The sequence below is a fragment of the Cellulomonas sp. ES6 genome, assembly GCF_030053835.1.
GTDB lineage: Bacteria > Actinomycetota > Actinomycetes > Actinomycetales > Cellulomonadaceae > Cellulomonas.
This window is the reverse complement of the sequence record NZ_CP125655.1, coordinates 2,073,544-2,094,741: the sequence shown is the minus strand read 5'-3', so window position 1 is coordinate 2,094,741 and position 21,198 is coordinate 2,073,544. Positions and strand designations below refer to the sequence as shown.

At 76.7% G+C, this 21,198-nt stretch carries 20 protein-coding genes, 1 tRNA gene and 1 other RNA gene; 13 read left to right on the top strand and 9 right to left on the bottom strand.

The features are described 5' to 3' along the window. Nucleotides 1-40 precede the first annotated feature (40 nt). The 3 genes from P9841_RS09930 to P9841_RS09920 all read left to right on the top strand — a co-directional run bounded on the left by P9841_RS09930 (nt 41) and on the right by P9841_RS09920 (nt 2,514). On the top strand, nt 41-868 hold the full coding sequence (locus P9841_RS09930; RefSeq protein WP_283318531.1) for a DUF5926 family protein: 828 nt from the start codon (nt 41-43) through the stop codon (nt 866-868). A gap of 415 nt (nt 869-1,283) precedes the next feature. Further along, nucleotides 1,284-2,045 (top strand): glycosyltransferase family 2 protein, encoded by a 762-nt coding sequence (locus P9841_RS09925; protein ID WP_283321916.1) that lies wholly within the window; start codon nt 1,284-1,286, stop codon nt 2,043-2,045. Nucleotides 2,046-2,139: 94 nt separating this feature from the next. Then, on the top strand, nt 2,140-2,514 hold the full coding sequence (locus P9841_RS09920; protein WP_283318530.1) for a VOC family protein: 375 nt from the start codon (nt 2,140-2,142) through the stop codon (nt 2,512-2,514). Nucleotides 2,515-2,653: 139 nt separating this feature from the next. Here the strand turns inward: P9841_RS09920 and P9841_RS09915 are convergent, their stop codons facing one another. The 3 genes from P9841_RS09915 to P9841_RS09905 all read right to left on the bottom strand — a co-directional run bounded on the left by P9841_RS09915 (nt 2,654) and on the right by P9841_RS09905 (nt 4,041). Further along, nucleotides 2,654-3,112 carry a hypothetical protein gene (locus P9841_RS09915; RefSeq protein ID WP_283318529.1) on the bottom strand — a complete coding sequence of 153 codons (459 nt, stop codon included), beginning with the start codon at nt 3,110-3,112 and terminating at the stop codon, nt 2,654-2,656. Beyond that, the gene (locus P9841_RS09910; RefSeq protein ID WP_349306962.1) at nt 3,112-3,708 is read right to left on the bottom strand and encodes an HVO_A0114 family putative DNA-binding protein; all 597 of its coding nucleotides are present in this window, start codon (nt 3,706-3,708) and stop codon (nt 3,112-3,114) included. Before P9841_RS09910 ends, P9841_RS09915 begins: the two co-directional genes overlap by 1 nt. Before the next feature lie 248 nt (nt 3,709-3,956). After that, nucleotides 3,957-4,041: transfer RNA gene (locus tag P9841_RS09905), tRNA-Ser, on the bottom strand. A 95-nt stretch (nt 4,042-4,136) separates the two neighbouring features. On the opposite strand from P9841_RS09905, the gene P9841_RS09900 reads away from it, so the two are divergent. From P9841_RS09900 to P9841_RS09880, 5 genes are all read left to right on the top strand, one after another. Next, entirely contained in the window at nt 4,137-4,865 is a 729-nt protein-coding gene (locus P9841_RS09900) for an AAA family ATPase (RefSeq protein ID WP_283318527.1), read from the top strand. A 24-nt stretch (nt 4,866-4,889) separates the two neighbouring features. Beyond that, nucleotides 4,890-4,986, top strand: an RNA gene (gene ffs / locus P9841_RS09895) — signal recognition particle sRNA small type. 147 nt (nt 4,987-5,133) lie between these two features. Next, entirely contained in the window at nt 5,134-6,039 is a 906-nt protein-coding gene (locus P9841_RS09890) for an ABC transporter ATP-binding protein (protein WP_283318526.1), read from the top strand. Further along, nucleotides 6,036-7,412, top strand: a complete 1,377-nt coding sequence (locus P9841_RS09885; protein WP_283318525.1) for an FtsX-like permease family protein — start codon at nt 6,036-6,038, stop codon at nt 7,410-7,412. The genes P9841_RS09890 and P9841_RS09885 overlap by 4 nt, the downstream gene beginning before the upstream one ends. A gap of 123 nt (nt 7,413-7,535) precedes the next feature. Further along, nucleotides 7,536-9,182: a serine/threonine-protein kinase gene (locus P9841_RS09880; RefSeq protein ID WP_283318524.1), complete on the top strand. Its 1,647-nt coding sequence runs from the start codon at nt 7,536-7,538 to the stop codon at nt 9,180-9,182. 57 nt (nt 9,183-9,239) lie between these two features. On the opposite strand, the gene P9841_RS09875 is transcribed toward P9841_RS09880, so the two are convergent. Then, nucleotides 9,240-9,671, bottom strand: a complete 432-nt coding sequence (locus tag P9841_RS09875) for an Lrp/AsnC family transcriptional regulator (protein ID WP_283318523.1) — start codon at nt 9,669-9,671, stop codon at nt 9,240-9,242. 69 nt (nt 9,672-9,740) lie between these two features. Between P9841_RS09875 and P9841_RS09870 the strand changes: the two genes are divergently transcribed. From P9841_RS09870 to P9841_RS09860, 3 genes are all read left to right on the top strand, one after another. Next, complete coding sequence (locus tag P9841_RS09870) at nt 9,741-10,481, top strand: LysE family transporter (RefSeq protein WP_283318522.1); 741 nt, start codon at nt 9,741-9,743, stop codon at nt 10,479-10,481. A gap of 182 nt (nt 10,482-10,663) precedes the next feature. Then, nucleotides 10,664-11,824 (top strand): alpha-hydroxy acid oxidase, encoded by a 1,161-nt coding sequence (locus tag P9841_RS09865; RefSeq protein WP_283318521.1) that lies wholly within the window; start codon nt 10,664-10,666, stop codon nt 11,822-11,824. Continuing rightward, complete coding sequence (locus P9841_RS09860) at nt 11,821-13,275, top strand: FAD-binding oxidoreductase (protein ID WP_283318520.1); 1,455 nt, start codon at nt 11,821-11,823, stop codon at nt 13,273-13,275. Before P9841_RS09865 ends, P9841_RS09860 begins: the two co-directional genes overlap by 4 nt. 1 nt (nt 13,276) lies before the next feature. Here P9841_RS09860 and P9841_RS09855 read toward each other — a convergent pair whose 3' ends face one another. From P9841_RS09855 to P9841_RS09835, 5 genes are all read right to left on the bottom strand, one after another. Further along, complete coding sequence (locus P9841_RS09855; protein WP_283318519.1) at nt 13,277-13,480, bottom strand: hypothetical protein; 204 nt, start codon at nt 13,478-13,480, stop codon at nt 13,277-13,279. Nucleotides 13,481-13,549: 69 nt separating this feature from the next. Beyond that, nucleotides 13,550-14,149 carry a methionine ABC transporter permease gene (locus tag P9841_RS09850; RefSeq protein WP_283321915.1) on the bottom strand — a complete coding sequence of 200 codons (600 nt, stop codon included), beginning with the start codon at nt 14,147-14,149 and terminating at the stop codon, nt 13,550-13,552. 62 nt (nt 14,150-14,211) lie between these two features. After that, nucleotides 14,212-15,282 (bottom strand): methionine ABC transporter ATP-binding protein, encoded by a 1,071-nt coding sequence (locus P9841_RS09845; RefSeq protein ID WP_283318518.1) that lies wholly within the window; start codon nt 15,280-15,282, stop codon nt 14,212-14,214. Nucleotides 15,283-15,406: 124 nt separating this feature from the next. Then, nucleotides 15,407-16,306 (bottom strand): MetQ/NlpA family ABC transporter substrate-binding protein, encoded by a 900-nt coding sequence (locus P9841_RS09840; protein WP_283318517.1) that lies wholly within the window; start codon nt 16,304-16,306, stop codon nt 15,407-15,409. 516 nt (nt 16,307-16,822) lie between these two features. Further along, nucleotides 16,823-17,734: a MetQ/NlpA family ABC transporter substrate-binding protein gene (locus P9841_RS09835; protein WP_283318516.1), complete on the bottom strand. Its 912-nt coding sequence runs from the start codon at nt 17,732-17,734 to the stop codon at nt 16,823-16,825. Between the two features lie 622 nt (nt 17,735-18,356). Here P9841_RS09835 and P9841_RS09830 point away from each other — a divergent pair. Together P9841_RS09830 and P9841_RS09825 are read left to right on the top strand one after the other, a co-directional pair. Further along, nucleotides 18,357-21,017, top strand: a complete 2,661-nt coding sequence (locus tag P9841_RS09830) for a DNA polymerase III subunit gamma and tau (RefSeq protein WP_283318515.1) — start codon at nt 18,357-18,359, stop codon at nt 21,015-21,017. After that, nucleotides 21,014-21,145: a hypothetical protein gene (locus P9841_RS09825; RefSeq protein ID WP_283318514.1), complete on the top strand. Its 132-nt coding sequence runs from the start codon at nt 21,014-21,016 to the stop codon at nt 21,143-21,145. The genes P9841_RS09830 and P9841_RS09825 overlap by 4 nt, the downstream gene beginning before the upstream one ends. Nucleotides 21,146-21,198: the final 53 nt, after the last annotated feature.

The window sequence follows — 21,198 nt, the reverse complement described above, 5'->3', positions numbered from 1 at the left end:
GACAACCGGACGCGGGCGTCCCGGCCGGTAGCCTGGGGGCATGGCCTCAGCATCCGACGTCGAGTTCGTCCTGCGCCCGTTCGAGGGTCTCCCCGGGGAGCCCGACTGGGTCGCCCTGCGCGAGCTCGTGCCCGCCGCGACCGCCACCGCCCGGACCGTCGCCGAGCACGGGGCGCGCGACGTGGTGGTCACCACGGTCCTGCCGTCCGGGTGGTCCGCGCTGCACCGCGCCGACGGCGTGGTCCTGCTCGCGCTCCAGACCGTCGGGGGCTCGGGCGACGCCAGCCGCGACCTCGCCGCCGCGCTGCTCGAGGCGCTCGACGCCGAGCCCGGCACGGCCGTCCAGCAGTCCGGCCTGCCCGGCCCCGGCCCGCGCCTGCAGGACGTGCTGGACCTGACGGTGCCGTTCGAGGTCACCGTCGAGGACGGCTTCGGCTACTGGATCGCGCCGGACACCGAGATGACGCCCGAGCTGAAGGCGGCCGTCGAGGAGGCCGACGCCGGCGTCGTCGACACGCACAAGGTGCCGGGCGTCGAGGCGGCGTACTGGGTCCGCATGGGCGCCCGCGAGTACCTGCGCTGGGCGCAGCCGCACGACGAGCAGCAGGTCATCGACGGCCTCGCCCGCCTGCACGGGCGCCGCGAGTCGGGCTTCGACGGTGCGAAGTTCATCGGCTACTTCCGCTCCAACGGCCTCGTCGTCCCGGTGTGGGAGCTCGCGCGCGGGTCGGAGGCGGCGGACGTCGAGGCGCCGCTCGCCGCGTTCGCGCCCGTGTTCGAGGCGGCGATCGCGGACACCGAGCCGCTCGACGCGAACGCCCGCCGTGCGCGCGCCGGCATCGTCGCCCGGCAGGTCACGCTGCGCTGACGCGGACCACAGCACCGGCGGGGGCCGGGCCGGGCGACGTCCCGGCCCGGCCCTCGCCGTCCGCGGCCCCCGGACCTCCCCGCCTCCGGTCCGCGTGCCCGGGCCGAGCCGCTGGTGGCGAGGCCGGGCCGCCGGTGTGACCGTCCTGTGCAGCCTCCGCGTGTCCGGGGCCCGGAAGGGGTCGAGGACGTGCCGGATCGTTAGGCTGTCTCGGGTGACGGGCGAGGCGCAGGACAGGACCGAGGGACGACCGGTCGCCGACGGTCCTGCCCCTGAGCCCGCGGGCGCCACCGACGCCCCCGACGACGCCGGGTCCGGAGCGGCCCCCGACGCGTCGACCGCCGACGCGGACGCGGCCCCGACGCCCCCGGCAGGGCGCAAGCCCCGCCGTCACCTGCCGCAGCCGACGGCCCCGATCGACACCCCCACGACGACCACCCGCACCGGGCGCTCCCGCCAGCGCGTCGCGGTCGTCATCCCCGCGAAGGACGAGTCCCGCCGGATCGCCGCGACGGTCCGCTCCGCGCGGGCGATCCCGCACGTCGACCTCGTGCTCGTCGTCGACGACGGCTCCGAGGACAACACGCAGCACGTCGCCCGGGAGGCCGGCGCGGTCGTCGTCCGGCACTCGCACAACCGCGGCAAGGCGTCCGCGATGGAGACCGGCGCCGCCGTCGTCGCGATGCGGGACGCCCCCGACCGGCCGCCGCGCCTGCTGCTCTTCATCGACGGGGACCTCGGCGACACCGCCGTGAACACCGCGCCCCTGGTGCCGCCGGTGCTCGAGGGCACCGCCGACGTCTCGATCGCCCTGCTGCCGCCGCAGCCCGGTGCCGGTGGCCGCGGCATCGTGGTCGGCGCCGCCCGCCGGGCCATCCAGTCGATGACCGGGTGGACGCCGACGCAGCCGCTGTCCGGGATGCGCTGCCTCACCCGGGAGGCGTTCGAGGCCGCCACGCCGCTCGCCCGCGGGTGGGGCGTGGAGACCGGCATGACGATCGACCTGCTCCGCAAGGGCTTCGTCGCGGTGGAGGTGCCGTGCGACCTGCGGCACCGCCCCTCCGGCAGCGACCTGCGCGGGCAGATGCACCGGGCCGCGCAGTACCGCGACGTGCAGCTCGCCGTCGCCGCCCGCCGCCTGCGCACGTTCGCGTCGCCCCGCCGCGCCAAGGGCTGACCGCCGGCCGTCCGGGCGCGCTGTCGGGGGTCGTCCGTACGCTGGACGGAGCCGACCCCGCGACGGTGCGGGGTCACCGGCCCGGGGAGCGGACATGGCACACGGCGACATCACGCACATCGACATCCCGGTCGACGACGTCGAGCGGGCGAAGGGCTTCTACGGCGCGCTGTTCGGCTGGCAGATCCAGGAGTACCCCGGGTTCGAGGGCTACCCGATGTGGCAGGCCCCGAACAAGGTCAGCGGCGGCGGCCTCGCACCGCGCAGCGAGGGGTTCGACCAGCCGCGGTCCTACGTCGAGGTCGACTCCATCGACGAGACGCTGCGCCGGGTCACCGAGCTCGGCGGACGGGTCGTCGTGCCGCGCAGCGAGATCGACGCGACGAGCTGGTGGGCCGCGTTCGTGGACACGGAGGGCAACCAGGTCGGGCTGTACGAGGGCACGACCGGCGGCGACGCCGGGTCGTGAGGCGCGAGCACGCAGGGGCCTCGCTCGCGGAGCGTGCGACGATCACGACGAGAGAGGTTCGTCGGGTGCCGGCACACCGCCGATCGGACAGTCGGAGCCGAGATCGCGGCCAGGACGTCCCTCGCGAGGCAGGCGTCGGTCAGAAGGGTGGCATCCGGCCGATGACGCGCTGAGCGACGTCGACGATCCTGCGGCAGCCAGGGTGGTCGGCGCGGACGTCGTCGGCGACGGCGTCGTGCTCTTCGCGGTAGTCCCCGGCGTTCCGTGCTCTGCGCACCCGGTGGTACGCACCGAGGTCGCGGCCGAGCGGTGGGTCGAGCTGTGCCAGGACGGCGTCGTACAGCGCGATGTGACCGCCCGCTCGGGTGGGCCGCAGCCCCTGGGCGAGGAGGATCGCCGTGAGCGCCTTGCGGTTCGCCCCGTGCAGGGCGTCGTAGGCGAGGACGGTGTCGGTGTCAGCCAGCGTCAGCGCGGATGCAAGATGCGTCTGGGCCACGTCGACGAGCGACTGCGCCGCGTCGAGGTTCGGCGGGACCTGTTCGAGCATGCCGGTCCGGATCAGGCTCTCGACGACCGCTCGTCCCTGTTCCCAGACCATCAGGCAGCCGCTCCGCTCTCGCGACCCAGCGTGAGCCTGACCAGTGGACGGTCTCGGAGTGCAGCGAGGAAGGTCTCCTCGCCCGACGCCCATCGCTCCGGCGAGACGAAGGTGACGTTCACCTCCCGGCCCAGGGCGGAGTCGACACCCTCGAGCGCGTCGTAGACCGCCTCCCGGTCGGGCACGCCGACCACGAGCACGTCGATGTCGCCCGGAGCCGGGCCGACCTCGCCGTGCCAGCGCGCCGCCCAGGAGCCGTAGACGTACGCCTCGGCGATCCCCTCGACGTCGCAGAGGGCGCGCTCGAGGAAGGACACCGGCCCGTAGGTGACGACGAGGAGCTGGCGCAGGGGGGCTGTTGCCGGGTTGTCGTCGGCCGGCCGTACCACCACGGATCGGCCGACACGTGTGCCCGTGACCAGGTCGGCATCCATCAGGCGCCGAACCTCCCGGTGGACGGTCGGCTCCGGAGCGTCGAGGGCGCGCGCGAGGTCGGTGATCGTGCGCGGCTCGTCGTCGGTCAGCACGCGAAGGAGCAGTCGAGCCTGCAGAGCTGACCGGAAGATGGGGATCAGCGCGGGTGCTCGCGTTCTCATATGGCGCAGGATATCTCTCGCCAAACGAGGGAACAAGGCCTGTGGATGACACGCGTCGCTGCTCCCAGGCGGGAGCCTCGTCGCGTCCGTCACCGCATGGCCGCCCGTCGCTCGGTCGCGACGCGCTGAGGTTGACGCCGCCGAAGCACGGCTGCCAGAACTGCTACCGCCGCGCCCGACCGCCCGCACCCAGCCGACGACGAAGGGCCCGCCACCCACATCGCTGCGGGAACGGGCCCTTCTTCCGGCGGAGGATGGGGGATTCGAACCCCCGAGGGCTTGCACCCAACACGCTTTCCAAGCGTGCGCCATAGGCCACTAGGCGAATCCTCCCGGCCCGTAGAGGGTACCCGAGCCCGGGGGGTGCTCGGAAACCGCGCCCGAGCAGCGTCCCCGGGGCGCCGGCCCCGGTGTGGTGGGCTGTCCCCGTGCCCCTGACAGGTCCCGCGCTGCCGGTCCGACGCGTGCGTGCGGACGCGCGCGAGCCCGTCGACGCCGGGGCGTGGTTCGCCCGGGTCCCCGCGGTGGCGCAGGTCCTGCGGGACGGGTGGGACCTGGGGGCCGCGACCGTGCTGGTCGGGGAGAACGGCGCGGGCAAGTCGACGCTGGTCGAGGCGCTCGCGATGGCGTTCGGGATGGGCGCGGAGGGCGGGTCGACAGGCGCGCGGGGCGTGACGCGCGCGTCGGAGTCGGCGCTGTGGCGGCACCTGGTGCTGGAGCGCGGCGCGGGCGCCGCGAAGCGGGGGTTCTTCCTGCGGGCCGAGACGATGCACGGGTTCTTCACCTACCTGGAGGACAACCCGTCGCCGGCGGACCTGGCGTTCCACGAGATGTCCCACGGGGAGTCGTTCCTGGCGCTCGCGGAGGACCGCATGCGCGGGCGGGGGCTGTACGTGCTGGACGAGCCGGAGTCGGCGCTGTCGTTCACCGGGTCGCTGGCGCTGCTCGCGCACCTGCGGCGGCTGGTGGCCGGGGGTGCTCAGGTGGTGCTGTCGACGCACTCGCCGGTGCTCGCGGCCCTGCCGGGGGCGCGGGTCTGGGAGGTCGGCGGGTGGGGGCTGCGGGAGACCCGGTGGGAGGAGACGGACCTCGTGCTCTCGTGGCAGGGGTTCCTCGCCGGACCGGAGCGCTACCTGCGTCGGCTCGACGCGGAGTGACCCCGCGGCTGCGTTAGGCTGGGGGCAGACCCCTCGTGCGGCGTCATCTCGCTGAACCCCCCCAGGGCCGGAAGGCAGCAAGGGCAGGTGAGCTCTGGCGGGTGTGCGGGGGGTCCTTGCACGCCCGGGGTTGGCAGCGCGGATGACGAGGCCTCCGACTGCGGGCGGACGCGGCGCGGCGCCTCCGACCGCGGTCGCACCGGCCCCGCCCGCAGGACGCGACCGCGGGCCGACGCGACCGCCCGGTGCCCGCGACGACGCTGGGGGCATGACCGAGCCGCACGCCTTCCCCGTCCCCTCCCCGGCCGCCCCGCCCGCGGCAACCCCGCCCGCTGCGGCACCGACCGCGGCAACCCCGCCCGCTGCGGCACCGACCGCGGCGGCGCCACCCGCGGCCGCCCCGTACGGCGCCCCGCCGGCGCCCCCGCGCCTGTCCGCCCGGGGGCTGGTCAAGCGCTTCGGCGCGACGACGGCGCTGGCCGGGGTGGACCTGGACGTCGCCCCGGGCGAGTCCGTCGCCGTGATGGGGCCGTCCGGGTCGGGCAAGTCGACGCTGCTGCACTGCCTGGCGGGCATCCTCGTGCCGGACTCCGGCAGCGTCGCGCTGTCGGGCCGGACGCTGCACGACCTCGACGAGCGCGGGCGCTCGCTCGTGCGGCGGCGCCAGTACGGGTTCGTGTTCCAGTTCGGGCAGCTGCTCGCGGAGCTGCCGGCGGTCGAGAACGTGGCGCTGGCCCCGATGCTGCTCGGCACGTCCCGCAAGGAGGCGACGGCGCTCGCCGTGCGCTGGCTCGGGTCGCTGGGGCTGGCGGGCATGGAGGGGCGCCGGCCGGGCGAGCTGTCGGGCGGGCAGGCGCAGCGCGTGGCGGTGGCGCGGGCGCTCATCACCGGGCCGGAGGTGGTGTTCGCGGACGAGCCGACCGGGGCGCTCGACCAGGCGACGGGCGAGGACGTCATGCGGGTGCTGACCGAGACGACCCGGCTCGCGGGTGCGTCGCTGGTGCTGGTGACGCACGACGCCGGCGTCGCCGCGTGGTGCGACCGGCGGGTGGAGGTGCGGGACGGCCGGGTCGTCGCCGACGTGCGGCAGGCACCCCGCGCCGGCGCCCCGTCCGCTCCTGCCGGGTCCGCGTCCCCGTCCGCCCCGTCGACCGCGCCCGGCGGTGCCCGGTGAGCGCCGTGCTCGCGCTGGCCCCGCGCCTGCGCTCCGCGGGCGGCCGCGACAGCCGGCTGACGACGGCCCTCGCGGTGGCGGCGTTCGCCGTGATGACGGCGCTGACGCTGTCGGTGGTGGGAGGGCTGCTCGGGTTCCTGGGACGCGCCGCCGACCCGGTGGGTGCGTACCAGCGCGAGAACGCCGACTTCTACGTCGTGCTCGCCTGGACGGCCCTGGTGCTGCTCGTCGTCCCGCTGCTGACGCTGGGCGGGTCGGCGGCGCGGCTCGGCGTGGCGCGCCGGGACGCCCGGCTCGCGACGCTGCGCCTGCTGGGCGTCACGCCGCGGGAGGTCGTCGCCCTCACCGTGGTCGAGACCGCCTGGCAGGGGCTCGTCGGGGCGGCGGCCGGGGTGGTCGGGTACGTCGCGCTGCTGCCGGTGTGGACGCGCGTGCCGTTCCAGGGCTCGACGTTCTCGGCGGCCGAGCTCTGGGTGGGGTGGCCCGTCCTGGTGGCGGCGGCCGTGGCGGTGCCCCTGCTCGCCGTGGTCAGCGGGGTCGTGTCGCTGCGCCGCGTCGTGGTGTCGCCGCTCGGCGTGGCCCGTCGGCAGACCCCGCCGGGGCTGCGTGCGGTGCGCGCGGTCGTCGCCGTCGTCGCGATGGGCGTCTTCATGGTCGTCCTGGCCGGGCTCGGGCAGCTCGGGGCCGCGGCGGCCACGTTCGCCGTCGCGTCGCTCGCCCTGGGCTTCGGCGCGCTGAACCTCGTCGGGCCGTGGGTGCTCGGGCTGGCCGGGCGTCTGCGCGTGCGCTGGGCGCGGACCCCGGCGCAGCTCCTCGCCGCGCGCCGGCTGGTGGACGACCCCCGCGCGGTGTGGCGGGTGGTCGGCGGGCTCGGCCTCGCCGGGTTCGTCGCCGGGTCGCTCGCCGTCCTGCCCGTGCTGGCGTCCGGTGGCGCGGGCGACGGTGCGAGCGCGCCGGACGTGGCCGCCGCCGAGACGATGTCCGGGGACCTGGTGCGCGGCGGGATGCTGACGCTCGTCATCGCGTTCCTGGTGGCGGCGGCCTCCGCGGGCATCACGCAGGCCGCGGGCGTGCTGGACCGCCGGCGCGAGTACGCGCTCCAGGTGCTCGCGGGGACGCCGGTCGAGCTGCTCGACTCGGTGCGGCGTCGCGAGGTGCTGGTGCCGATGCTGCTCGTCGGCGTCGGGTCCGCTGCCGCCGCGGTCGTCATGTTCTCCCCCCTGCTCGGCCTGACCGGCGTCAGCGACCCCCGCGGGCTGCTGCTGCTCGTGACGTGCCTCACCGCGGGCTGCCTGCTGGTGCTCGCGGCGACGGAGACGAGCCGCCCGCTGCTGCGCACCGTCCTGGCGGAGACGCAGGTCAGGCCGGACTGACTCCCCGTGGCCGCCTCCGGGGCCGGCGTCGCCCGTCACCGGGACGGGGGACGCCGGTCCCGCTCGACGCGCGCGCTCGCCGATCCGCGGCGATCCTGGTGCCACCCGTCGAGGAGGTCCCGCGTGAGCGAGAGGCGTGCGGAGGACGCACGCGCCGAGGAGCCGTGCCCCACTGCGCCGGCTGCCGACGCGCCGCCCCGCGAGCGTGCGCTCGGCAGCGGCACCGTGCTGTCCGGCCGGTACGTCCTCGGCGACCGCCTGGGTCGCGGCGGCATGGCCGAGGTGTACGCCGCGCGTGACGACGTGCTGGGCCGTGACGTCGCCGTCAAGGCGTTCCACCCCTCGAACGCCGGGCCGGTGGCGGACGAGAGGCACCGCGCCGAGATGCAGCTGCTCGCGCGGCTCAGCCACCCGGGGCTCGTCACCGTCTTCGACGCCGGCACGGCCGAGCTGGCCGGCGGGGAGCGGCAGGACTACCTCGTCATGGAGCTGGTGCGCGGTCCGTCGCTCGCGACGCGGGTGGCGGCCGGGCCGATGTCGGCCGACGAGACCGCCGTCGTCGGCGCGCACGTCGCGGAGGCGCTCGCGTACATCCACGACGAGGGCGTCGTGCACCGCGACGTGAAGCCCGCGAACATCCTGCTGCCCGCGGAGGAGCGGTCCGGTGCGACGGTGCCGTGGACCAAGCTGGCGGACTTCGGGATCGCCCGCGCGCCGTCCGACGAGCACCTCACCGTGACCGGCGAGCTGCTCGGCACGCCGTCGTACCTCAGCCCGGAGCAGGCGACCGGGGGACCGCTGACGCCGGCGTCCGACGTCTACGCCCTCGGGCTCGTGCTCGTCGAGTGCCTCACCGGCGAGCGGGCGTTCCCGGGCACGCCCATCGCGTCCGCCGTCGCGCGCCTGCACCACGCCCCGCCGATCCCGCGCCACCTGGGGCCGCGCTGGGCCGGGCTGCTGACGGCCATGACGGCCCTCGAGCCCACCGACCGCCCCGGCGCCGTCGCGGTGGCGGAGGAGCTGCGCGCGCTGCTGCGGCCCGCGGCGGCCGGGCTCGGCCCCGTCACCGGCGACGTCGGCTCCGCGACCGTGCCGCTCGGCGTCGTGGTGCCGCCGGTCGTCGGGGGCCCCGGCCGCTCGGAGCCCGGCGTGGAGGTCGCCGACGACGAGGGTGAGCCCACGCAGGCGGTCTCCCCGGCGCAGCGCGCCGACGGCGACGCCCCCGCGGTCGCGGCCGCCGCGCCCCCTGTGGACCTCTCCCGCGCGCGCCGGACCCGCCGCCGGGCGGGCGCGCCGCGTCGTGGCGGGCTGCGTGTCGCGGCCGTGTCCGTCGCCGCCGTCAGCGTGACCGCCGCCCTGCTGGGCGCCCGCGCGCTGGGCGAACGCCCGCCGGTGGCGGACCCGGAACCGGCCGCGACCGTGAGCGCCGACCGCACCGCCGATCCCGTCGAGGAGCCCGCCGACAGCACGACGACGGCGCCCGGGGGTGCGGCGACCGAGCCCTCCGACACCGCGGTGCTCGTGGACGCCTCGGTGGAGAGCGACGGGGCGGCCCCGTCGGACGAGCCGGCGGCCGGGTCGCCGTCCGGGGGCGGTGCGGCTGCCACGGACCGCGGCCCCGGTCCGGCGTCGTCGGGCGGCGGCCCGCCGGCCGACCGGGGGCAGGGCGGCGGCGCGGGTGGCGCGACGGCCGAGAAGGCGAAGGACCGTGCGGGTCCCCCCGGGGACGAGCGGGCGAAGGACCGCAAGGGCGGCCCGGGCGAGGGCTGATCGCGCCGGGCTGGCAACGGGCTCGCAACGGGCTCGTCGCGGGCTCAGGGGGTCCCGTCAGCCGCCCGGGTTCCGCAGCGCCAGGCGCGAGAGCGTCTGCACGGCGCCGTCGTCCCGCTTCATGGCTCGCACCAGGCGGTCCAGCCCCGCCGCGTCCGGGACGACGGCGTGCACCAGGTAGTCGTAGCCGCCGGTGACGTGCACGGCGTCGAGCACCTCGGGCCGGGCGACGGTGGCGCGCCGGAACGTCTCGGAGTCGGCGTCCGGCGCGAGGCGCACGTCCACGAACACCTCGAGCCCCGCGCGTCCGCGGTCACCCGCCGCGGGCGCGCGGACGGTGAAGCCGCCGATCCGTCCGTCGTCGAGCATGCGCCGCACGCGGGCCGCCGCGGCGTTCGGCGACAGCCCCACGCGCGCCCCGAGCTCGCGGTACGGCAGCCGCGCATCCACGGTCAGCTCACGGAGGATCGCGTCGTCCACGGTGTCCATGCCGCGATTGTCGCAGTCGAGGTGCGCGATGTGTGGTGTCCCGGGTCCGGCCCGCGGGATCCTCGCCGCATGCCCGCCCTGCTCGACGCCCCGGCCGCGTCCGCCCTTGCTGCGGGCGTGCTCGCCGGGCTCGGCGTGGCCGTCCCGCTCGGCCCGGTGGGGGTGCTCGTCGCGCGGACCGCCGCGCTCGACGGGTGGCGCCACGGGATGGCCGCCGCGGGGGGTGTCGCGGCGGTCGACTGCGGCTACGCGGTGGTCGCCGCGACGGGCGGCGCGGCGCTCGCGCGGGCGCTCGCCGGGCGCGAGCGGGCGCTGTCGCTCGGCGCCGCGGCGGTGCTGGTGGTGGTCGGCCTCGTGCTGCTGCGCGCGGCGCTGACGGCGCCCCGCGGTCCGCTGGCGGAGGCCGTCGCCGCGCCGGGCCCGGGGTCGAGGCAGGGCCCGGGGTCGAGGCGGGGCCCGGGGTCGACGCCGGAGCCGGGGTCGGTGCCCGGCCCGGGGCCGCTTCCGGGGCTCGCGACGTCGACCCGGGGCCCGCTCGCGGTGGCCGGGCGCTTCGTGCTGCTCACCGCGGTCAACCCGCTGACCGTCGTCACCTTCGCCGCGGTGGCCGCGTCCGTCCCGGGCCGCGCTGCCGGCGTCTGGTTCGTGGTCGGCGTCGCAGCCGCGTCGGGGGCGTGGCAGTCGGTGCTCGCCGGTGCCGGGGCGGTGCTCGGGCGACGGGTCGGTGCCGCCGGCCGCCGAGCCACTGGGGTGGCGGGCGCGGGTGCGGTGCTGGCCGCCGCCGTCGTCGCGCTCGCGCGGGCGGTGTGAGCCCGCCGCACCCCGCGTCGCTGCACGTCACCGCCCCTCGCCGACTGAGACGTCCCGCCCCGCGCCCCACCCGCGGGGCTACGGTGCGGGGCGGGGCCCGGAGCCGCCGGGCCCGTCCGGCGAGGAGGCGACCCGTGCGGCGACGGCTGCAGACCTGGTCCGAGCTCAGACCCCTGCTGCGGATGCGTCCGCTGGAGCTGGACCCGGTGGCCCGCCGGCTGTCCCGGGCGTACACGGTCCGGGACCTGCGGACGGTCGCCCGGGCCCGCACCCCGCGGTCGGTCTTCGACTACGTGGACGGCGCCGCGGAGGCCGAGGTGTCGCTGCGCCGCGCCCGGCGGGTGCTGCGCGACGTGGAGTTCCGGCCGTCGGTGCTGCGGGACGTCGGCGACGTCGACCTGTCGACCACGGTCCTGGGCCGCACCGCGCAGGCGCCGTTCCTGTACGCCCCCACCGGCTTCACGCGGATGATGCAGCACGAGGGCGAGCGGGCCGTCGCGCGCTCCGCGGCCCGCACCGGGGTCCCGTACACGCTGTCGACCATGGGCACGACGTCGATCGAGGAGCTCGCCGACGCCGCGCCGGACGGCCGGAACTGGTTCGGCCTGTACGTGTGGAAGGACCGCGGCGCGTCCACCGAGCTGATGGAGCGGGCGAGGGCCGCCGGCTACGAGGCGCTGGTCATCACCGTGGACGTCCCGGTCGGGGGAGCCCGGCTGCGGGACAACCGGAACGGCTTCAGCATCCCGCCGGCGCTGTCGGTGAAGACGGTCGTCGACGGCGCGCTGCACCCGTCGTGGTGGCTGAACTTCCTCACCACCGAGCCGCTGCGGTTCGCGACGCTCGACTCCTGGCAGGGCACGATCGAGGAGCTGGCCTCGCACATGTTCGACCCGACGGTCGAGCTCGCCGACCTGGCGTGGGTGCGCGAGCACTGGGACGGACCGCTCGTCGTGAAGGGCGTGCAGACGGTGGCCGACGCGGAGCGCGTCGTGGGGGCCGGCGCGGACGCCGTCGTGCTGTCGAACCACGGCGGGCGGCAGCTCGACCGCGCGCCCGTGCCGCTGACCCTCGTGCCGGAGACCGTGCAGGCGCTCGGCGACCGCGCCGAGGTCTACGTCGACACCGGCTTCTCGAACGGCGCCGACATCGTCGCGGCGGTCGCGCTCGGCGCCCGGGCCGTGATGCTCGGCCGCGCCTACCTGTACGGCCTGATGGCGGGCGGCGAGCGCGGCGTCGACCGGGTCGGCACGATCCTGACCACCGAGATCGCCCGCACCCTGCGCCTGCTCGGCGTGCGGTCGCTGGCCGAGCTCACCCCCGACCACGTGAGGCTGCCGTGACCGCGACCCGCACGCCCGTCGACCCGGCCGCCGGCGGCCCGGCCCCGGTCCCCGTCCCCGCGCCGGACGCCGCCGCGCTCGCGGCCGTCCTCGCCGACCTGCGCGCCGCGCTGCCCGCCGAGGCCCTGGTCACCCACCCCGACACCCTGCGGGGCCGCGCGCAGGACGGCTCGGCGACCCCGCCCACCGGCGACCCGGTCGCCCTGGTGCAGCCGTCGACCACCGCCGAGGTCTCCGCCGTGCTCCGCGCCGCGCACGCCCATCGCGTGCCGGTCGTGCCGCAGGGGGCGCTCAGCGGGCTGGCCGGCGGCGCCAACGCCGTCCCGGGCGCGATCCTGCTGTCGACGGCCCGCATGACCCGGATCCGCCGGATCGACCCGGTCGACCAGGTCGCCGTCGTCCAGCCCGGCGTCGTCACGAAGGACCTGGTCGACGCGGTGGCCGCGCGCGGGCTGTTCTACCCGCCGGACCCGGCGTCGTACGCGCAGAGCACGATCGGCGGGAACATCGCGACGAACGCGGGCGGGATGCGGTGCGTGAAGTACGGGGTGACCCGGGACTTCGTGCGCTCGCTGGAGGTGGTGCTCGCCGACGGGGAGGTCGTCCGGACGTCGCCGGAGACCGTCAAGGCCGTGGCCGGGCTGGACCTCACGGGCCTGGTGGTGGGCTCGGAGGGCACGCTCGCGGTCGTCACGGAGGCGACGCTCGGGCTGCTGCCCGCCCCGGGCCCGGACCGCGGGGTGTGCGCGACCTTCGCCACGGTGGCCGACGCGCTCGACGCGGCGAACGCCGTCGTCGCGAGCGCGCACCGGCCCTCGACGCTCGAGCTGCTGGACGGCGTCGTGCTCGCGTCCCTCGTGGCGTACGACCCGGACGCCGGTCTGCCCGCGGGCGCCGAGGCGATGCTGCTGGCCATCACCGACGAGGCGCTCGGTGGCGCCGAGGACGTCGCGGCGTACGAGGCGATCGCCCGGGCGCACGGCGCGGTCACGGTCGACGTCGCGCACGACGAGGAGCGGCTGCACGCCCTGATGCGCGCCCGGCGCGCGTTCAACCCGGCGATGCGGGCGGTGCGCGGCGGCTCGATCAACGAGGACGTCGCGGTGCCGCGCACCCGGCTGCCCGAGCTGCTGGAGCGGCTCGGCGAGATCTCCGCGCAGTCGGGGCTGCCGATCGGCACCGGCGGCCACGTCGGCGACGGCAACCTGCACCCGGTCATCGCGTTCGACCCCGCCGACCCGGCGCAGGTCGCGGCGGCCGCGGACGCCCACGCGCGGATCCTGGGTCTCGCGGTCGAGCTCGGCGGCACCGTGACGGGCGAGCACGGGATCGGCACCGAGAAGCGCGGCGCTTTGGCGGGCGAGCTCGGCGAGCGCGTCCTGGCGATCCAGCGCGGGATCAAGGCGGTCCTCGACCCGCGCGGCATCCTCAACCCGGGCAAGAAGCTCTAGCTCAGCGCAGGAACGCGAACACCAGCACCCCCAGGGCGACCACGACGACGGGCGCCGCCCCCAGCAGCAGGGACCGCGTCGACGCGGGCGTCGTGCGGGGCCCGTCCCGGAAGCTCGGGGCGAGGGGGTTCTGGTTCATCCCCGGTCGCTCGCCGATCCCGCGCTCGTCGCGCCACGGCTCCTGCTCGCGCTCGTCCTCGCCCACGGTGCGCCCCCTCCGGCCGGTCGGTGCCCCCAGTGTGCCCGCCCGCGGTCGCCCGCGGGCGGGCACCCGTCAGCGGCGCAGGATCTTGCGGGCCAGCGTGTTGCCCAGCAGCTGCGCCAGCTGGACCATCACGACGATCACGGCCACGGCGGCCAACGTCGCGACGTCGTTGAACCGCTGGTACCCGTAGACGATCGCGAAGTCGCCGAGCCCGCCGGCGCCGATCGCCCCGGCGACCGCCGTCATGTCGACGATCCCGACGAACAGGAACGTGAACCCGAGGATCAGGGGGCCGAGCGTCTCCGGGACGATCACCGTCATGATGATCCGGAGCGGTCCGGCGCCCATGGCGCGCGCCGCCTCGATCACGCCCGGGTCGAGCGCCACGAGGTTCTGCTCGACGATGCGCGAGGTCGCCACCGTCGCCATGATCGACAGCGCGGGGATCGCCGCCTCGACGCCGTACGAGGCGCCGGTCAGGGCGATCGTGAGCGGGCGGACGGCCGTGATGAAGATGATGAACGGGATCGGCCGGATGATGTTCACCACGATGTTGAGCACGGTGAACACGGCGCGGTTCTGCAGGATGTTCCCGCGCCGCGTGACGTAGAGCGCGACGCCGAGGGCGAGGCCGCAGAGCCCGCCGATCGCCAGCGCCGCGATCGCCATCTGGAGGGTCTCGCCGAGGGCGGCCCAGAGAGTCGGCCACAGGGACGTGCCGTTGGGCGTGGTCACGCGCCCACCTCCTTGCTCGCGGGGCCGGCGTGGTCGCCGTCCGGGGCGTGCTCGATCACCTCGGTGTGCGCGCGCAGGTCGGCGAGGAACGCGTCGACCGCGGCGTCCGGGCCCTCGAGCGCGAACGTCAGGGAGCCGAGCGGGCGGGAGTTCACCTCGGTGATGCCGCCGAACACGACGTGCCCGTTGATGCCGTGGGCGCGCAGGCGCTCCGTGACGACGACGCCGGCGGTCGCCTCGCTCTCCCGGATCGCGATCGTGACGATCCGGCCGGCGTGCCGCTCGCGCAGCCGGGCGACCACGTCGGGCCGCGGGCGGTCGTGCAGCGCGGCGCCGATGAACCGCCGCGTGATGGGCTGCGTCGGCTCCGCGAACACGCGGTAGACGTCGCCCTCCTCGACGACCTTGCCGTGCTCCATCACCGCGACCCGGTTGCACAGGTACGAGACGACGGACATCTCGTGGGTGATGACGACGATCGTGACGCCGAGCTCCCGGTTGACCCGGCGGAGCAGGTCCAGCACGTCCTTGGTGGTCTCGGGGTCGAGGGCGCTGGTCGCCTCGTCCGCGAGCAGCAGGGCCGGCGACGTCGCGAGCGCCCGGGCGATGCCGACGCGCTGCTTCTGCCCGCCGGACAGCTGGTCGGGGTACTGCTTGGCCTTGTCGGACAGCCCGACGAACTCCAGCAGCTCCTTCACGCGCGCCTCGCGCTTGGCCCGGGGCCACCGGGCGACCCGCAGCGGGTACGCCACGTTGCCGGCGACCGTGCGGGACTTCAGCAGGTTGAACTGCTGGAAGATGAAGCCGATCCCCGCGCGGGCGGGGCGCAGGCCGCGCTCGGACAGCCCGGTGAGCTCGGTGCCGTCGACCACCACCTGCCCGGAGGTCGGCGTCTCGAGCGCGTTGACGAGCCGGACGAGCGTGCTCTTGCCCGCGCCGGAGGAGCCGATCACGCCGAACACGTCGCCGCGCTCGATGTCGAGCGTGACGCCGTCGACGGCGCGGACGGGACCGGAGGTCCCGTCGAACACCTTCGTGACGTCACGCAGGGAGACCATCGCGGTCATCGGGTCACCGTCCTGGGGTGGGGTCGCCCGCGGGTGCGGGTGCGGGTGTGGGTCTCGGGTGCCGGCGTCGCGCCGGCGGGCGGTCGTGCGCCGGGCGACCCGCGGGCCGCCCGGCGCCGGGTCGTCAGCCTGCGGTGCGGACCTGGTCCTCGAGCTCCGCGAGGCTCGTCTGCAGCTCCTCGGCGCTCAGGTCCTGCTCGACGGCGGTGCCCTGGTTCTCGTCCAGGAGCTGGCCGATGACCTCGTCGCGGTGGTAGATCTCGATGAGCTCCGCGTACACCGGGTTGTCGGCGTCCTCGGACCGGGCGACCCAGACGTTCACGTAGGGCCGGGCCGTGTCCGTGTCCTCGAGGTCGGAGTAGATCGCCGTGGTCGGGTCGATGCCCGCGTCGGCGGCGAAGTTGTTGTTGACCACCGCGGCGTCCAGGTCCTGCAGCTGGATCGCGGTCTGGTTGGCGTCGACGGGGACGACCGTCACGCGGGAGGCGGCCTGGTCGATCTCCGCCGGGGTGGACAGCGCGTTGCCGCCGCCCTCCAGGGTGATGAGACCGGCCGACTGGAGCACCAGCAGCGCGCGCGCCTGGTTGGTCGGGTCGTTCGGGATGGCGACCTCGCCGCCGTCCGGGATCTCGTCCGGCGAGGCGTAGCCCTTCGTCGTGTAGAGGCCGAGCTGGTAGATGACCGTCGCGCCGATGGGCGCCAGGTCGTCGTCCGCGCTCACGTTGTAGTTCGCCAGGAACAGCAGGTGCTGGAACTGGTTCAGCTCGAGCTGGCCCTCACTGAGCACCGGGTTGGGCTGCTGGTAGTCCGTGAAGTTCACCAGCTCGACGTCGATGCCCTCCTCGGCCGCGAGCTCGGTGAACGTCGTCCAGTAGGCCTTGGACTCGTCCGTCACGCCGACCCGCACGGTCACGCGGTTGTCCGGGTCCGCGGCGGTCGGGGCGGCGGCGGGCCCGCCGCCGGAGCAGGCGGCCAGCGCGCCCACGGCGAGGGCGGCGAGGACGGCGGTCAGTCTGCGCTTCATGGTGGTGCTGCCTTCCGGTGGTTCTGAGCGGGGACCCGCCCCGGGGGCGAGCCCGGTGCGGGCCGGTGGCCGGGTCCGCGGGGCGGTGGCGTGCGGGGGTGCGCGGCGCCGGGGGGTGTGGCTCTCCGGCGGCGGTCCGGTACCGGGCGGCGCGGAGCCGTCGGCGTCAGGGCCGGGGTGGGGCGTCCGGTCGGGCCGCTCGTCAGGAGCGTCGGGCCGGGCGGGACGTCCGCCGGGGGAGGGCCGTGCTGCGAGGGTGCAGCGTCAGCACATTCGCTGACGACAGCACATGAGCCCGCAGGACGCCCCGGCCATGGCGCGCATCTGCTGCGCGCGGCGCTCGGAAGCGGCGTGGGTGCTCACGTGCTCGACTCCTGTCCCTGGGGGGCGGACGCGGGCGACCCTAACACCTGCCCGGAGCGCCGCGTCCGCCGGTCTCACGGCGTCGCCACGCCCTCCCGCGCGCGGACGGCGCCGGCCCCGGGGCGGGACCGGCGCCGTCCGTCGGCGCGGGGCTCAGGCGTTCTCGCGGACCAGGTCCTCGAGGTCCGCGAGGTCGGACCGGAGCTCCTCGGCCGGCACGTCCTCGACCACCGCGGTGCCGCCGTTCTCCTCGATCAGCTGGTCGGTGACCTCGGGCGAGTGGTAGATCTCGATGAGCTGCGCGTACACCGGGTTGTCGGCGTCCTCCGCCCGGGCGACCCAGATGTTGAGGTACGGCCGGGCGGTGTCGGTGTCCTGCAGGTCGGAGTAGATCGCCGTCGTCGGGTCGATGCCCGCGTCCGTCGCGAAGTTGTTGTTGATGACGGCGCCGTCCAGGCTCTGCAGCTGGACCGCGGTCTGGTTCGCGTCGACGGGGACGACCGTGACCGTCGACGCGGCCTCGTCGATCTCGGCCGGCGTGGAGAACGCGTTGCCCCCGTCGGTCAGGGAGATCAGCCCGGCCGACTGCAGCACGAGCAGCGCACGGGCCTGGTTGACCACGTCGTTCGGGATCGCGATCTCGGCGCCGTCCGGGATGTCGTCCGGGGAGGCGTAGCCCTTGGTCGTGTAGAGCCCGAGCTGGTAGATCGCCGTCGAGCCGATGGGCTGCAGGTCGTCGTCCGAGCTCACGTTGTAGTTGGCGAGGTACAGCAGGTGCTGGAACTGGTTGAGCTCCAGGTCGCCCGAGCTGAGGATCGGGTTGGGCTGCGTGTAGTCGGTGAAGTTCACCAGCTCGACGTCGATGCCCTCGTCCGCGGCGAGGTCCGTGAACGTCGTCCAGTACTCCTGGGCCTTGTCGGTGACGCCGACGCGGACCGTGACGCGGTTGTCCGCGTCGGCCGTCGCGCTGGCCCCGGCCGAGCTCTCGCCGCCGCCGGACGCGCAGGCGGCGAGCGACGCGGTGGCGGCGATCGCGGCGATCCAGGCGGTCAGTCTGCGCTTCATGGGGGTGTGCCTCTCGCGTAGGCCCGGCGGGGGTCGTGCCGGGTCGGGGGTGGTGCGGGGTTCGGGGGTCGTGCGGCGACCGGGGGCCGGCGGTGCGCGGCGCCGCCCCGGGGCGTCGGGCGCGGGCGGTGGTGGTCGCACCGCGGGCCGTGGCGGGCGACGGGGCGCCGCCGCTGGGTCCGCGTGCGGGACGGGGCCGTGCCGGCGGCTCGTGCGGTCGCGGTGCGGCGGGCCGTCAGGCCGTGGCGGTACAGCGACAGGCGACGGCCTGCGCGGCGGCGCACATCGAGAGGCGGCAGGTGGTCGTGGCGTGCTCGCGCATCGTGCTGCCTCCTCCTCGGGCGCCCGGGCGGACCGTGGGCGGTCCGCGACGCGGTGAAACTAGCGTCGCGTCTCGCAGCATGGAACGGCGCGTCCGACATGCGGGACGCCGTGTCGCGCGCGTGACGCGGGCCGCGCCGGCACCGCCCCGTCCGCTGCCGCCGCGGCCCGCGCGCGCCGAGGCCCCGGGCGGGGAGTCGCGCGCGCCGGGCGCCCCCGCCGGAGGAGAAGCGCTCGCGCCGTCCCCAGCCGACCTCGCCGGGGTCCCGGCGTGTGGGCTGCCACCTCTAGAGTTCTGGGGGTGACGACAGCCCTCTACCGCCGCTACCGGCCCGAGACCTTCGCGGAGGTCGTGGGGCAGGACCACGTCACCGGTCCGCTCCGCCAGGCGCTGCGCACGGGGCAGACGAACCACGCGTACCTGTTCTCCGGCCCGCGCGGCTGCGGCAAGACGACGTCGGCGCGCATCCTCGCGCGCTGCCTCAACTGCGCCGAGGGGCCGACCGACACCCCGTGCGGCGTGTGCGAGTCGTGCGTCGAGCTCGCGCGCGGCGGCCCCGGCAGCCTCGACGTGGTCGAGATCGACGCGGCCAGCCACGGCGGCGTCGACGACGCGCGCGACCTGCGCGAGCGCGCGACGTTCGCCCCGGCGCGGGACCGGTACAAGGTGTTCATCCTCGACGAGGCGCACATGGTGTCGCCGCAGGGGTTCAACGCCCTGCTGAAGATCGTCGAGGAGCCGCCGGAGCACGTGAAGTTCATCTTCGCGACGACCGAGCCCGACAAGGTCATCGGCACCATCCGCTCGCGCACCCACCACTACCCGTTCCGGCTCGTGCCGCCGGACGTCATGGTCGGCTACCTCGAGCAGCTGTGCCGCGCCGAGGGCGTGCAGGTCGGGTCCGGCGTGCTGCCGCTGGTCGTGCGCGCGGGCGGGGGGTCCGTCCGCGACTCGCTCTCCGTGCTCGACCAGCTCATCGCGGGCTCGGGCCCCGAGGGGCTCGACTACGAGGCCGCGGTCGCGCTGCTCGGCTACACCCACGCGTCCCTGCTGGACGACCTCGTCGAGGCCGTGGCCGCCCGGGACGGCGCCAGTGCGTTCCGCGTCGTCGAGCGCGTCATCGCCACGGGACACGAGCCGCGCCGGTTCGTGGAGGACCTGCTCGAGCGGCTGCGCGACCTCATCGTCCTCGCGGCGTCCGGCGACGCCGCGGCGGCCGTGCTCCGCGACGTGCCGGGCGACCAGCTGACGCGGATGCAGACGCAGGCCGCCCATCTGGGCGCGGCCGAGCTGTCCCGGTCCGCCGACCTCGTCAACACCGCGCTCACCGAGATGACCGGGGCGACGTCGCCCCGGCTCCACCTCGAGCTCCTCATGGCGCGGCTGCTCCTGCCCGCGCTGGACGACTCCGCGGCCGGGCTCGGTGCCCGCCTCGACCGGCTCGAGCGGGACGGCGTCCGCGTGGGCGGTGGCTCCGCCCCGGCCGCCGGGCGGGAGCCCGCGGAGGTGGCCGGGGCGCGTCCGTCGGCCGGGGGCTTCACGCCGGCCGCACCGGTGGAGCGCGTCGCGGTCGTGACGCCGGCCGCACCGGTCGAGCGCGTCGCGGTCGTCGCGCCGGTGGACGCTCCCGTGCAGGACGCGGGGGCGCGGGCCGGGTCGGCGCCGGGCGGGTCGGCGCAGGACGAGACGCCGGCCGGGTCGGCGCCGGGCGGGTCGGCGCAGGACGAGACGCCGGCCGGGTCGGCGCAGGGCGCGGCGCAGGCCGGGTCGGCGCAGGCCGGGTCCGTCGTCGACGCGCCCGCCGACGAGGCACCGCTCGCGCCGCCGGACGACGTGTCACCCCCCGCCCCCGAGCCGGCCCCCGTCGCCGCCGCGGACGCCGACGGCGACACCTCGTGGCCGGACGTCCCCGCGCCGGGCCGGCGCGAGGCCGCGGGCCCCATCCCCGACGAGGAGCCGTCCGACGCCCCGGAGGAGCCGGAGCCCGCCGGCCCCGCCGAGCCGGCGGCGGTGGTCCACGACGTGCCGGTCGCCGAGCCCGTCGCCCCGGTGGAGCGCCCGGTCGGCGCGCCCGGCGGCGGCGACACCGAGGTGCTGCGCCGGCGGTGGCCGGAGGTGCTCGACACGCTCGGTCGGCTGAAGAAGACCACGTGGGTCCTCATCAGCCAGAACGCCCAGGTGGTCGAGCTCGACGCGACGACCCTGCGCCTCGGCTTCTCGGCCCCCGGGCTGGCGTCGGCGTTCCGGTCCGGGCCGCACGCGGACCTCGTGCAGCAGGCGGTGCGCGAGACGCTCGGGTTCTCGGTGAAGGTCGAGCCCGTGCTCGCCGGCCCGGGCTCCGCCCCGGGTCGGTCCGCCGAGCCGCAGGGCCCGGCGCCCGCCGGTGGCCGCGGGGGCGCCCCGTCCGCCGCGGAGGCGGCGGCCTCGTGGGACGCGCCCGCGCCCCGGCCGACGTCCGAGCCCGGCGCGCGTGCGCCGCACGACGGGCCGGCCCCCGACGTGAGCGCGGACGGTGCGGCCGACGACGACCCCGACGGGGCCACCCGGCCCGCGCCGGACGGCCCGCGCGCGGCCGGGGAGCCGGGCGCGGCCACGCGTCGGTCCGCCGGGCCGTCGGCACCGCCCGCCGTGGGGAGCCCGGGGACGGCCGCCCGGCGGGAGCCCCCGCCCCGTCCACGTCCGGCGGTGCGGCCCGGCCCTCGACCGGTGCCGGCGGTGCGGGTCGCCCCGGGTCGCCCGGGGACGACGCGACGCCGCGGCCCGGGGCCGCCCGCGACCGGGCGCCCTCCGCCCCGCCGCCGTGGGACACCGACCCCGACGACCCCGGTGCTGCCGAGCCGCCGCCCGAGGACGACTGGGCCCCCGCCCCGCCGAGCGGTGCCGACCGTGTGCGGGCGGCGGCACGCGCCGCGGCCGCGGGCGGCGGCGCGGGTGGTGCGGCACCGGGTGCTCCCCGCGTGACGTGGGCGGACGACGAGCCGTCGATGGACGACCCCGACATCGGGTCCTCCGGGCTGTCGGGCGTGCCGCTGCTGGCCCAGATGCTCGGCGCCACCGTGGTCGAGGAGCCGGAGGACCGCCCGTTCTGATCCGGACGACCGCCCGCGCCGGGCGGGTGCGCCCGGCCGGAGCGGCGCGGGGG